The 14,234-nt window shown below is 24.1% G+C and carries 11 protein-coding genes; 5 read left to right on the forward strand and 6 right to left on the reverse strand.

What is annotated here, in order from left to right:
• Positions 1–68: 68 nt before the first annotated feature.
• Both ARA19_RS06065 and ARA19_RS06070 read right to left on the reverse strand, forming a co-directional pair.
• Positions 69–872: a dimethylarginine dimethylaminohydrolase family protein gene (locus tag ARA19_RS06065; RefSeq protein ID WP_055070075.1), complete on the reverse strand. Its 804-nt coding sequence runs from the start codon at positions 870–872 to the stop codon at positions 69–71.
• 160 nt (positions 873–1,032) lie between these two features.
• Positions 1,033–1,350, reverse strand: coding sequence for a rhodanese-like domain-containing protein (locus tag ARA19_RS06070; RefSeq protein WP_055070076.1), 318 nt, complete (start codon positions 1,348–1,350; stop codon positions 1,033–1,035).
• 594 nt (positions 1,351–1,944) lie between these two features.
• Here ARA19_RS06070 and ARA19_RS18110 point away from each other — a divergent pair.
• The 4 genes from ARA19_RS18110 (at position 1,945) to ARA19_RS06085 (ending at position 5,816) form a co-directional block, all read left to right on the forward strand.
• Entirely contained in the window at positions 1,945–2,079 is a 135-nt protein-coding gene (locus tag ARA19_RS18110; RefSeq protein ID WP_278321673.1) for a hypothetical protein, read from the forward strand.
• A 348-nt stretch (positions 2,080–2,427) separates the two neighbouring features.
• Entirely contained in the window at positions 2,428–4,062 is a 1,635-nt protein-coding gene (locus ARA19_RS06075) for a C40 family peptidase (protein ID WP_055070077.1), read from the forward strand.
• Positions 4,063–4,207: 145 nt separating this feature from the next.
• Positions 4,208–4,651: a hypothetical protein gene (locus ARA19_RS06080; RefSeq protein ID WP_055070078.1), complete on the forward strand. Its 444-nt coding sequence runs from the start codon at positions 4,208–4,210 to the stop codon at positions 4,649–4,651.
• Positions 4,652–4,994: 343 nt separating this feature from the next.
• Positions 4,995–5,816 (forward strand): hypothetical protein, encoded by an 822-nt coding sequence (locus tag ARA19_RS06085; protein WP_055070079.1) that lies wholly within the window; start codon positions 4,995–4,997, stop codon positions 5,814–5,816.
• Between the two features lie 237 nt (positions 5,817–6,053).
• Here ARA19_RS06085 and ARA19_RS17765 read toward each other — a convergent pair whose 3' ends face one another.
• Both ARA19_RS17765 and ARA19_RS06095 read right to left on the reverse strand, forming a co-directional pair.
• Positions 6,054–6,695 carry a helix-turn-helix domain-containing protein gene (locus tag ARA19_RS17765; RefSeq protein WP_055070080.1) on the reverse strand — a complete coding sequence of 214 codons (642 nt, stop codon included), beginning with the start codon at positions 6,693–6,695 and terminating at the stop codon, positions 6,054–6,056.
• Between the two features lie 158 nt (positions 6,696–6,853).
• The gene (locus tag ARA19_RS06095; RefSeq protein WP_055070081.1) at positions 6,854–7,162 is read right to left on the reverse strand and encodes a DUF3784 domain-containing protein; all 309 of its coding nucleotides are present in this window, start codon (positions 7,160–7,162) and stop codon (positions 6,854–6,856) included.
• Between the two features lie 187 nt (positions 7,163–7,349).
• Here ARA19_RS06095 and ARA19_RS06100 point away from each other — a divergent pair, with 187 nt between their 5' ends.
• Positions 7,350–8,417 (forward strand): amidase domain-containing protein, encoded by a 1,068-nt coding sequence (locus tag ARA19_RS06100; protein ID WP_055070082.1) that lies wholly within the window; start codon positions 7,350–7,352, stop codon positions 8,415–8,417.
• A 1,006-nt stretch (positions 8,418–9,423) separates the two neighbouring features.
• On the opposite strand, the gene ARA19_RS06105 is transcribed toward ARA19_RS06100, so the two are convergent.
• Entirely contained in the window at positions 9,424–10,242 is an 819-nt protein-coding gene (locus ARA19_RS06105; RefSeq protein WP_055070083.1) for a mechanosensitive ion channel family protein, read from the reverse strand.
• 1,070 nt (positions 10,243–11,312) lie between these two features.
• Entirely contained in the window at positions 11,313–12,641 is a 1,329-nt protein-coding gene (locus ARA19_RS06110; protein WP_055070084.1) for a hypothetical protein, read from the reverse strand.
• Positions 12,642–14,234 lie beyond the last annotated feature (1,593 nt).

A 14,234-nucleotide genomic window follows, 5' to 3' on the forward strand; every position in this document is an offset into this window, starting at 1 on the left:
GATAAAAATAGTCAACTATAAATCCTATTAAATTTAGGAAGTAAAAACTTATATTTCTAATTAATTCTTTATTCTCTGAAAATAGGTAATGTACTACATGTAAATCCACCTCCAGCTTTAATAATTTCAGAATAATTTAAATAAAAAACTTTAAAACCAACTCTTTTTAAAATTTTTTTAACTTTCTTATCTGATGTTACTATCCTTTTTTCTCCCAATGATATTATATTAGTGCCTAATTTTTTTGCTGTTTTTTTATCAATATAATATAAGTTTTTAATAATTCCTTCTATTATATATGTATCATAAACATAATCACATATAATTGCATCATCATCATCTAATATGTTAAATACGCAATCAAGATGTAGCATTTTCTCTTTATTAAATTTTATAGGTATGACTTTATATTTTTTTCCTTCTTTTTTTAAATACTTTTTTAATTCTAAAATCCCATCTAAAGAAGTTCTTGTACTTACACCAACAAATATATATTCCTTATATATTAAGACATCTCCACCTTCCATTTCATTATTCATTTCATAATATTTTATATTTTTATCTTTTATGTACTCCTTTAATGCTTTTGTTTCTTCCTTTCTTTTTTTATTGCCTAACTTACATATAAATAAAATATCTTCAATAACAAAGCCTATATCTCTAGTAAAAACTTGATTAGGACCATATATAGGATTTAAAAAAATAAGTTTTGCCCCTTCTTCAATTAATAGATTAGTAAATGCAGTATATTGTTTAAGCATTTTTTTATAATTTATTTTTTTAAAAGTAAATTTAGTCAAAGTTAAATTATAAGGATAACAAAGAATAAATGTTCCTATTTTTTCATAATGATTTTTGTGACTTATTTTCATAAAATTCCTCTTACTTCTTATAGATTAATTAATTAATTTATTTATTATATTTTTTACATCTTAAGAGTAAATTATTATAAAAAAATAAGCCCTATAAAAATAGTCTAGGTTTTCTACTATTTATTTTTATACAGCTTATTTTATTATTTTTTATTAAATTTTACTTTACGAGTTCATAGGGCCAATCTAATATTCCACCAATATTATAAACATTAGTATATCCTTTTAAAGCTAAGATAGTAGCAGCAACTTCGCTTCTTGCACCACTTCTACAATAAACATATATAACTCTATCTTTTTCAATATCTAATCCCTCTATGTCATTTTCAAAATCTCCTATAGGAATTAACTCAGCTCCTTCAATATGCCCATCTTCATTAAATTCCATAAATTCTCTAACATCAATTAATAAAATATCGTAATTATTATCTAAATTCTCTTTAGCTTCTTTTGCTGATATTCTATGTACTTTTTCCATATTTACTCATTCAAAATTCATTAATATGAATTTTGCACTTCCTCCTTTTTAATAATAATCTTAAAATTTAGTAGTATAAGACTTTAAAAGATGTCTATTACTTAATACTTTACAGTGATAAATCACTCGTTTATTATATAATATAATTCAATAAAAATACACATTTAGCTATTAAATAGCTCATTTTTATTAATGCACTACTTTAAATAGCTTACATTTCTTTTAATTTATTATTTTAGTAAAATATCATTTTTTTACCTCATTTTATTATTTTTTTATTAAAATATATCCATTTTATTTTTAAATTATTAATAGAATATTTAATTTCCTTAACTACCATTTAATTCACTAAGTAGATTTTATATGTTATTGTGTGTATAATGTGATTAGTTGTAACATAAAATTAATATTTGTTATGAAATTGATTTTTTTCTTAATAATATCTCAATGATTGTTACAACATATTTATAAATGCTTTTTTACTGGACAAGCTCACAAGAAAAAGAGTTTATTCTTTAACAATGATAGTATTATGACTTTATAGCATAACATTTGTTGAGCTTATTACCAAATTAAAATAAATTATCATATAAAATGAAATTTAATTCAGAAAAATTTATTCCAAAGTATTTTGTGAATGAAACTGAAGTTTTAATAGAAGATATATATGTTCATAGTAATGTTAATATAGCTTTTAAAAGTTATGCTAGTTATATTAATTATCTATGAAAAGAAATTGATTTTTATCAGACTTAATGCTCATTGAGAGCTTAAGTATTATTTAATATAAAATTTAATTCATTAATTCATTGCCCCTTAAGTTCATATTTTCAATAATTAAACTCGAAAATTATTTTATTTTAAATATTGAACTTTTTAATAATGTTTTAATGTTTTAATAGAATATCTCTTTTGCTTTAAGGCGTTGTCTTATAGCTAGTTTAAGTCTTAAAAAGCAGTTAATATTCTATATTGGAAATTTAAATTTATGTATTGGAAAAAATAAGTTTTGGTTTAAAAGTTAAGTTTTAAAAATTAAGTTTTAAAAAATTAGGTAAGCACTTAGGAGGAAATATAATGAACAAATCGAAATTAACGGGAATATTATTATCATCAGCAGCAGTATTAACAGGAGCTGGAGTTATGCATCATGCACCTGCTCAAGCACAACAAACTCAATCAAACAATCATGTTGTATTAGCTCAAAGATCAGCAGATACAAACACAAGTAAAACTGCAGTAGTTATAGATGGTAATGGTTCTCTAGTTTTAAGAGCTGCAGCTAGTTCAGGTTCAGCTGTATCAAGTTACTTATCATCAGGTCAAATGTTAACTATAAATAGTCAATCAGGAGCTTTTTATAACGTTACAGTTCATGAAACTGGAGCTACTGGCTATATATCAGCTAACAATCTTCAAATAATTGAAAATGGTACTGATGATGCATTTAACGCTTTAAATGAATATGGACAAGTTGTAAATGTAAGCTCAAGCGTTCATTTAAGAGCTAACGCAAGCTTAAATTCAAGTATTATTGGTTTCTTACAAAATGGAAACACTTTCAAAGTATTAGGAAAAGAAGGTCAATGGTTCAAAGTTGATGTTGATGGAACTATCGGTTTTATTTATCAAGAATACGTATCAACTTCACAAGAAAACTTAGCACCTGTACACACATCAAGTGTTAATACTAATAGTAAAAACACTACTATTGTTAATAATACTAATAGCAACAATAATACAAAAACTAATAATGTAACAACTAAAAAAGCTCCAGTTGCAAAAGTTCAAGAAAAACAAGAACAAACTAATACTAAAGCAACTGAACAAACAAAAGAAGTTGTAAATAATGAAAATAATAAAGAAGCGAAAGCTAATAGTGAAACTAATAAAAATGTAAGACCTCAAGCTATGAGCTTCTTAGCTATAAATGTTAATAACAATAATAACAGCAACGCTCAACAAAGTAATAATAAGAGCCAAGCTCAACAAAACAACAATAACAGCAATGCTCAACAAAACAACAATAAGAGCCAAGCTCAACAAAACAATAATAAGAGCCAAGCTCAACAAAACAACAATAAGAGCCAAGCTCAACAAAACAATAATAAGAGCCAAGCTCAACAAAACAATAATAACAGCAATGCTCAACAAAACAACAATAACAGCAATGCTCAACAAAACAACAATAACAGCAATGCTCAACAAAACAATAATAACAGCAATGCTCAACAAAACAACAATAACAGCAATGCTCAACAAAACAATAATAACAGCAATGCTCAACAAAACAATAATAACAGCAATGCTCAACAAAACAACAATAGCAACAGCAATAATCAAGTAAGTAATGGAAATGTAACTGGTCAAGAAATTGTTAACTATGCTGAACAGTTCTTAGGAAGACCATATGTATGGGGAGCTACAGGTCCTAATGCTTTTGACTGTAGTGGATTAACTTCTTATGTTTACAGACACTTTGGATACAATATAGGACGTACTACTTATACTCAAGTAGATCAAGGAACTCCTGTATCATTAAATAACTTACAACCTGGAGACTTAATATTCTGGGGACCAGCTTCAGCACCTTACCATGTTGCTATATATATTGGTGGAGGAGAATATATACAAGCACCTCATCCAGGTGAAAATGTTGATATCTCATCATGGAACTTAAACAATATAAGTGCTGCTAGAAGAATTCTTTAATTATTTAATTATTTAATTCTTTAAATTAAATAATAGGATGTATCTATAAATTAGATACATCCTTTCTTTTGTCTTAATTTATAATATTATTTTTACTTTTGGAAAAACTAAAATATCTTTAATATTTAATTTTAGGAGGCCTAAAGTGAAAAATTTAACTAAATTTTTTATAATATGTATTCTTCCATTCGTACTATTTTCTTGTTCAAAGAAAGAAAATTCTGTATCACCAATTAACAAATCTATATTAGAAAAATCCTTTTCTATAAAATCTGAAAGTTCTAATGATAATTCAGATATATTTTTTAGAATCAATAGTAATAATACAAGTGACACTAATATTGTTTTAAGTGTCTACATAGATGATGACTTATTTATAAAAGAAACTATAAATCCCAAATTAAAAAGGACCCTAAATTATTCTTATGAAATTCCTAGAACAACTCATACAGTGAAAATACTTGTAGATGACATAAATAAATTTTCAATACCTTTTAATAATAGTTATAAAAATCAACTAGTTACTATAAATTATAACAATAATAATCAAGTTAATGATGTTACTGCAACAGTTTCTGATCTTAACTAAGATTAGATAAGCTTTGAATATAATCTTTTAAATAAATAAACATTAATCCCTATAAGGTCTATTAAAAGTAGATAATCTAACTTTATCTAAATTAAACCTTAATTTAGATAAAGTTAGATTATCTAAATTAAACCTTAATTTAGATATTTTTCTATAAAAAATCATTATTTAATAATAAAATATTAAATAATGATTTTTTGTTTTGTATATTCTTTTATTTATTATTAAAATAACCTTTTATTATACCTTTCCTTTATAAATTTATTAATTTTTCTATTTGAAATTTTAATTTTCTTAACTTATAATAAAGCAAGAATTATAACAATAATAAAGGGGAAAACATATGAAAAAAAAAAGAATAATTCCTATAGTAATAGTTGTTGTAATTATACTAATACTAATTGGAATTTTTTCATTTTATGAAAATAATAAAAAAGAAGTTGCTTCAAAAGAAGCACCTATTGCAACTAATTCAAGCAATATAACTAATACAACTGAAAAAACAAATAAAAACACTAGTGATTCTTTATCATTACCAAAACCATTATTTACTGATGAACAAAAAAATGAATACTACAAAATTTCTACAGCTATTAATGACATAGGACTTCCAAGTGATTCTTTAGTTACAAACCTTGATAACTATAAAGTTATTGATGGTGTTAAATATTTTGATGCTTACAGTTATGCTACTAGAACCTCATTTAAAACTCCAATTATACGAGAAGATGCTAATAATAATTTCTCTGGTGAAATAAACCATTATAATCTAGTAGGTCTTAATGGTAAAAAATTAGAGAATTCTTCTGTAGCTAGTTCAGAGGATTTAAACAATTTATCAAATGAGGATAAATATGTTCAACTTTATAAAATAGCTTCTGAATATATTGAAGGATATACAGCAAATTATCCTAATATTCAAGTTCAAGCTAATGATAATTATGAAGGAAATCTTAATGATATAACCGACCTTAAAATTGACTTAAATGATACTAAAGATATAGCAGGACACAAAACATATAAAGTATTAGTTGATATAAATAACTTCCATACTCCTATTTATGTTTCTCTTGATGGATATATCTATGTAAGTAGTCCAACTGACTACGAACAATTATTCTTCCCTGGATGGTTAAATCAAAACGTTCCTATACAAAAAGCTTAAAAATTAAGGTACTGTATCAATTACTTTTAAAAGAAGCTAAGTGCTAAGTGCACTGAGTAACTTCCAGTGATCAAACATAGATCTGGACTGTCAGTGAAATAAAGTGAGTTTGGAAATTTTAGCAATTGTTATAGAAAAATATTAGAACTTCTTTACGTAGGTGAGCGGTCATAAATGGTAAATCTATACAACTAGATAAAATACAGAGAGGATGTATCTGCAATTTGATACATCCTTCTATATTTTTTTTATTCCTATTTTATTGATATATTCTAAATATACCGTTACATAATCTCTAAGATCTAAATAATTATTAAAACTAAGTCCTGTTATTTCCTCTATTCTATTTAATCTATAATTTAAAGTATTTCTATGTATATGAAGCTCTTTAGCTACTCTATTTCTTTCTCCATTTTTATTTATATATACTAATAGAGTGTTTAACAATTCATGCCCCATATTCTCCTCTAAAATCTTATTAATTACCTTGTTATTATTAAAATCTAATTCTCTTTTAATATCTAAATTTAACTCTTTAATAAAGTTACCCTGTTGCTCTAACATAAGCTCAAATGCTGCTATAACTAATTTCGAGTACTCTTTTATATTTTCACACTCTCCAGCGATGGATATAAAACCTATAACCTTATTAAAATAATTAATTGGTTCTATTATTTCCATTATTTCTTTATTTTCATTTATTATTTCTATAGTTTTAGCTTTTTTTATTGCCAGCTTAGCCTTATCATTTTTATTATTAATTAAATTGCTATCAGTAGAGCTTATAGTTATTCCTTTATCATTTATTATACTTACAGTACATAAAGTTCTATTTTTCATTTTGTCTATAAAATTATTTACTAGCTCCTTATTTAACATAACCTTCACCCTAATTTATTATTTAATTCAACTCTAATTTTACCTTAAGTTAAGTGAAATTACTAATTAAATTTAAGTGTATATTTCATTTCAATATTATGTCCCCTATCTTTATGAGGTTATACTAGTACTTTAATATAACCTCATAAATTAATTATTTAATCAATTTCATATTTATTAAAACCAATTCCTATAATTATAGCTAACAAAGCTATAGTTATACCAAATATAACTGAAATGTTTATAAAAGTAAAATACCACCCTATTATTGATATAATTATTATCAATAAACCTGCTATAAGAAAGCTACTCCCTGTCCAATTTAATAAATTTTTTGCACAATAATTTTTCTTACTATCATACTCAGCTAATATAGAAACTGACTTCTTTCTAAATATAAAAAATGATATTAATATAAAAAATATCCCTACAATAGAGAATAGAATATTTCCTAAATATGCTTCCATTATAATTCTCCTTCCCTTCTTATCTTTATATAATATTCTGAACTGTAAAATTTTGTTTATAATATCCTAAATTTTTATTTCTGAATTTACATATTTAATATTTGCTTGATAAATACTACTTTTGTATGATTAGATAATTTATTATTATTTAACTAAATTTTATATTATAGAAAAGGAGTAGCAGAGCTTGAAAGTAAAAACTTTATATAAAATACCTTTGTTTTTTTTATTCATAATATCATTATTAAATTTTAATAAGTTTACATGTATCTCTACCTCTCATTATGATTTAATAAAAGAACCCATTTATAAGTACTTTGATAATGAAAAAAATAACTTTTTAATACATAAATCTAATATTAATTTAGACACAATAATAAATGAACCTTTATTAGCTGAAGATTTAAATTTTAAATATCTTTTTTTTCAAAATTGGAATTCTTCCTTAAATATTAATTTTTCTACTTATAATTATGATTTACATTTTATTGATTTTTACATTAATAACGATAAAGTAAAAGTTCATTTAATTAGAAACTTAAATTGCATACTAAATAACACTGATCAATTTAGCTCTTCAAATGAAGAATATATATTTTTTCTTGAATACCAAAATAATAACTGGAAAATTTATGACTTAGCAATAAAAGAAGAAAATGAAGACTATTTCTATACTATAAAAAACAACACATCTTTCAGAACATTAGCTAACTACAAATGGAAAGAAAGTTTTGATAATATAGATAACATTTTAAATGAATACTTATCTTTAAGAACAACTCATAACAGCAATAGAATAGAATCAACAACAAGAAAATATGACCTAGATAAAACTATAGATTATGCTTTAAAACATGCATTAAATTACAATAATGCTTATAAAAATTTTGATAATAACGGAGGAGATTGTACAAACTTTGTATCCCAATGTCTACATGCTGGCGGTTTACCCTTAAGCTCTGCTTGGAAACCTTATAGAGATAGTTGGATCAATGTAAATCTATTAAGAAACTATTTAATTTATAATTCTTTAGGCATTGAATCATCTACTATTGATGATGATATTATTGGATCTACAATACAATTTTACAATAGTGAATTAAATAGATATTCTCATAGTGGAATAGTTACCAGTAAATTAAGTAATGGTGATTATGGTTATTGTGCTCATAGCTATGATAAATTAAATTATCCACTTAGTTTATCATTTCCCGTGATTTATAAGAAAATTAGAATTATTAAAATAGTCTATTAAAATTAGCACTAAATTACACAGGTCTTTATTTAAATAATTTGATATGTGTAATTTGGTGCTAATTTTTATTTCTCTAATTATTGCTTAAATTTTGCTTTTTAATCCTTATATAATCCTAAAAATAAACCTAGACTTAATTCGGGTTGAGTTTTAATTCCACCTCACTGCTTAGTTATCATTATCTAGAAGGGTAAAACCATTTATCTTCTACTTATACACCGCTAGTATCAGGTAAATCTTAAATAAATAATTAAATCTTAATTTAAGTAGGTTTTAACTTCATTTAAATCTTATTTAAAGTTAGTTATTCATCTCTCTCTTCATTTCTAACTTATAGAACATTAGTGATTATAGATACTACTTTCTTAACTACTAAAAGAATGTAAACATAAACGTTTGTAATTATGTTTGTAATTACAGTTATGATTAAGTTTAAAATTATGTTAATATATGTGTAATTTATTGCTAATAAATATTTATTTTAAATAAATATGTTTACATTTACGTATACATAAACATAAGTATATTTATTTGTAAAAATATATCTATTTATTTTGAATTTTTATTACTTATATTAATGTAAACATTTTTACTTGCATTAATGTATTTATTATTGTAATCTTATTTGTTTTATTTCTTCATTTAACTCCTTTATTTATCTAATTTCAAGCTAGAAATTTTTTTAAAAAATTTTGTAGATATAAATAAAAAAACACTCTCTTAAGATGGGAAGAAAAGAGAGTGTCTTTCATTATATAAAGAAAGGAATGTGTGTATGAAAAAAGCATGATCTATAATTTTATATTATGCCCTTTTTTTTGTATTGTTACTATTATTCTTATGAAAATTTCTATGTACAAATTATTTCTTTTCAATATGAAATCTAAGTTAATTCTCTACTTTTAGTATAAAAAAGAGGATATATCTCTTCTTGATATATCCTCTAGAAATCTGTATCTCTTTATCTCTATCTTATAGAAAATTGGATACTAGTTATCAAATAAACTTATTTGTTAATGCTACCATTTACATGTACATCCATTTGTGGATATGGTATATTGATTCCTTCTTCATCAAACTTTAATTTTATATTTTCTAGTAAATCAAATTTAACAGTCCAATAATTTTCTCTTTTGGTCCAAACTCTTACAGTGAAATTTAAAGAACTATCCCCTTGTTCACAAACAGCTACAAATGGTTCTGGTTCAGTTAATATTAATCTATGTTCTCTAATTAATTTATATAAAATATTTTTAGCCTTTATTAAATCATCCTCATAGCCTATTCCTATAACTAAGTCAACCCTTCTAGTTTCTTTAGTAGAATAATTGATTAAACTTCCATTAGAAAGCTTTCCATTAGGAATTAAAACTTCTCGATTATCGGATGTAACAAGATATGTATAAAAAACGCTTATTTTCTCTACAGTTCCTTCATATTCAGAATTTTTAATATAATCCCCTACCTGAAATGGTCTTAATATTAATATTAATACACCACCTGCAAAGTGAGATAGACTTCCTTGAAGGGCTAGTCCAACAGCAAGTCCTGCTGATGCCACTGCAGCTGTTAATCCTGCTAAATCAAAGCCTATATACTCTAGTAAAGAAATAATTAATAGAGCCCTCAATACAATTTCCATAAATGTTTCTAAAAATGATGCTACTGATGGATCAAAGTTTTTACTTTTTAAAACTTTAATAAATCCAACAACAAACTTTCTTATTAATTTCCACCCTACAATTAAAAGTACTACAGCTATTCCTATTTTTAATCCACAGGTACTTAACCACTGTAAAAATAGCTTTAAAATATGTTCCTTCACTTTACTTCTCCTTTATCATTAGTATTTTATTATATATAAGATAACTTATACACTTTATAAATATTATCATCAAATTACACATATATAAAGACTTATTTTTATTATGTGTAATTTGGTGATAATCTATGTTTATTATTTTCCTCATCTTACACTAGCTTTAGTTAAAGGCTCAAGCAACCTCTTATAACTTATTAGTTATCTATTTTTTATTTCCCTTAATAAAGAAAACTTAATCTAGCTGGAGTTTTAGCTCCATCTCAATACTTAAGTGCAATTATCTAGAAATATGAGTCTGTAATATATTTACTTATAGAGTATAGGAATATTATAGCTTTTAGCTCTTAGGTAAATTCTCTTAAATTCTTATTAATCTAATAAAAAATTTATAGAGACTTTATATTAGATTAAATTTTATTTATTTTTATATAGTCATTGAAATATTCTAGTAAATCTTTTATTTGTTTTTTTAAATTATTTAGAATTAAATCTCATTGTATAAAAAATATTATCACCAGATTACACAATGCTTTTCATTATTTCTTAGATTTCTATAAAAATTAAATAAAATATTTTTGATGAACTAGTTATTATTCCTCACTTATAACAAATTATCACCAATTTACACAAACAAGTTTAATTTAAATAGCTATATCTATAAAAAAATAAGTTTAGCACCATTTAACACACATACTTAAATATAATTATAAATATAATTATATTTAGCTCTGATTACTTTATTAATAACTAGTTTTAAAAATACTCCAATCTTCTTAAAGTTGAAATAAACAAATATAGTTCTTAAATAGCCTTATCTCCCATTTAGATAAATCTTTAAACTTGACTTGGATAAGCCTTACTTTATATCATAAAGTCCTTATATGCCCCTTAAATCATTATTATTTTCAAATATTCTCTAAATCTAGTTATCCCATTTTCTATTGTGCTGTGTAATCTGGTGAAAATTTTAATCCCAAGTGTAAACTCAAGAAAAAATACTCATTTTATATTCTGCTGTGTAATTTGGTGAAAATTTTAATAACAATAAAAAGGCTTAAAAATAAGCCCTTTTATTAATCTTTATTAAAATATTTCTCATCAATATTTGAATACGGCTCAATAAGACCTTTTAATACATAGCCTTTAGCCTCAGCTTCATTCTTTAAAGTTTTTTTCCTTAGTTTATCATCAACTAATCTTAATAAAGCTTGATAATAATTAAATTTATGCATTTTAAAATGCTTTTTAAGTGTTTGATTAGTTACACCATAATGATGAAGCTTATTTAAAACTTCCTCATACTCATTATATTTTTCTAGTAAATTTTCTTCTTCTATTTCAGAATCATTTTCAATATAAAGTTCTTTAGGGAAGAATAAAGTAACACCTTCCTTTGATTTTTCATAATTACTTATAAACCCAACCTCTAATAACTCATTAAGAGCTGACATAAGTCTTTTTTTCCTATAATAGTCACTTTTTTCATCAGTTAATGGTATTCTGTTATACAAAGTTTCATACTTTAAATACATTTCCGTTCTATTGTTTCTCCATTTATTAAGAATTAAGAAAACTTTCTTAGTTATTCCACCTTTTAACTTTTGTCTTAAAGATTTACTACTTAGCTTTGCATTTCCAAAAAATAAGTTTTTTATAAAGAACTTATCGATTTTCACTGAACATTTATCACTAATAGAATTTGGATCAACTTTAAATTTATGCTCTCCATTTTTTTTATAAACATATTCACCATTTTCATCTATTACAGGAATATATTTATAACCACTATATCCATCTAAAATTCCTATCTGGAAAGTTGCGTCTATAATATATTCTTTCTTTATAGGATTATAAAGTCCTCCTTGCCCTGTATTCCATAATTTACTTTGAACAAGTATTTGTATAGCTTTAAACAATTGCTCCTGTATGGTCTTAGAATAACTCTTATACCCCATCTCTCTGGCTAATTGTCTATAAGTAAAATAAACAGTATTATCAATATCATCCAAATAAGATATATCATCTAAAGTATTTATTTTTTCTGAAATATCAACTTCATCATTTATTTTTTTTATAGCTTTTCCTATAGTACTAATTTTATTATCATTGCTCGCTATGTATAATCTAAATAATGCCAATAAAACATCATAACAATACTCATTAGGAACACCATATTCTGCATGCCCTAAAACTTTTAAAGCTCGTTCTTTTCCTTCACTACTTTCCCAGTTATATGTTATAGATGAAATAACATTCCCTTTTTTCGGCTTATAATAATAAATAAACGGCAAATCTATAAGGTTATTTTCAATATAATCTTCATCAACCTTAACAACAATGGTTTGAGGTTTCATCTCTACAACTTCACTCTTCATCCCTTTAATTTCAAGGCTTTTACCCACTTATCCACAACTCCTTTTTTATTAGCATACTCTATTTAACCATCCTGTGTAATTTGATGATAAAAAAAAGCTTATTTTTAAAAGTTATCCACAGGTAACACAATGCTATAAAGCAAGTATTATCAACACTTTACACATAAATTTTAATTACAAATAATATCTAACCTGTGGATATGTCTCTTTTTTTTCATTATATCATAAAAATGTGTAAGATGGTGAAAGCCCTTGTGTAAGTTCATGACCAAAAATGTGTAAGCTCATGGTAATCCACAGGGGCCTTTGTGTAAATTCATGATAAAAAGTGTGTAAAACCATGAAAAAAAAACCTCTCTATGTCGCATCCTTACTCACTTAAGCTTTCCTATAAGCTTTTTATAAGCAAAGCTTATATAAGCTCTTTATAAGCATTAAAAAGATAAGCACTCTAAATGTGCTAAATTCATATAAAAAAATTTTTTCTTCACCTTACACCTATAAAAATTTTCACTAAATCTATTAAACCTATGTGTAAATTCAATCTAAATATAAAAATATTCTAACTTAAGAATATTTTTAAGTTTTTAGAAAGGTTAGTTCTTACTATTAATTCCTTATTGATAAGTAAAACCATTAAGAAAGTAATATTCCTATTTAAATCAAATATAAGCCCTTTAGAGAGTCTTTTCTTTTAAAAGTATATTTACCTATAAAAATAAATAAAAATCATTTTAAGAGCTCTATGAAGCTTATATGAATATTTAATTAATAATTTTTTACCTAATAAACAGTGTTTGTAATAAGTTAATATTTTATCTAATAGCTAGATGCTGTAATATTCCTATTTTCTATAAGTAGTACATAAATAGTCTTATGCTCCTAGATAAGGATCACTAAGCATTCAGATGGAGTAAAAACTCCACCTGAGTTAAATCTATGGTTATAAAGCTAAGATAAATAAAAATGTTCTTAGATAAGGGTTACTAAAATTTAGTTATAGTTGAAACTTTATCTAAATCAAATCTCAGAGTGCCTGATAACTAGTACCTATAATATCTCAACTTTCTATAGACTAGAAATAAGCAGACATGAGACTCTGGATATGGAACATTAGAATTTACATAGACTTAAAATTATACGTAAATTAAGTCTTGGCTTATACAAATTATTAATTAAAATTTAATTAAACAAATAATTTTGTAAATGAAAGTGTAAACAAATTTATCTACAAAATAAATTTATAATAATAACTTTAATGGCATTGTTATTATATTTGATCAATAAAAAAGTTACAAATTTGTTTAAGAAAATGTAATCTATTATGTAAACATAATTTGAAATTTATATTTTTATAAGTAATGCAAAACTACAAATGTAAGTACTTACGTTTATGTTTACACATATGTAATCAAAAATACAATAAAATAATTATTTAAAAGAAAAGTTATTCCTTTTATAGAAATTTAAAAAAAGAAAATATTATTATAAATATTACTTTTAGTTATATTAAACAAATTTTAAAACATAAATGTTTACATAAATGTAAATGTAATTATAATTAATATCTGTGTAATTTAGTGATAATAAGCATTGAAGTAATACTGATGTGTAATTTAG

The organism is Clostridium massiliamazoniense, from assembly GCF_001403635.1.
Classification (GTDB): domain Bacteria; phylum Bacillota; class Clostridia; order Clostridiales; family Clostridiaceae; genus Sarcina; species Sarcina massiliamazoniense.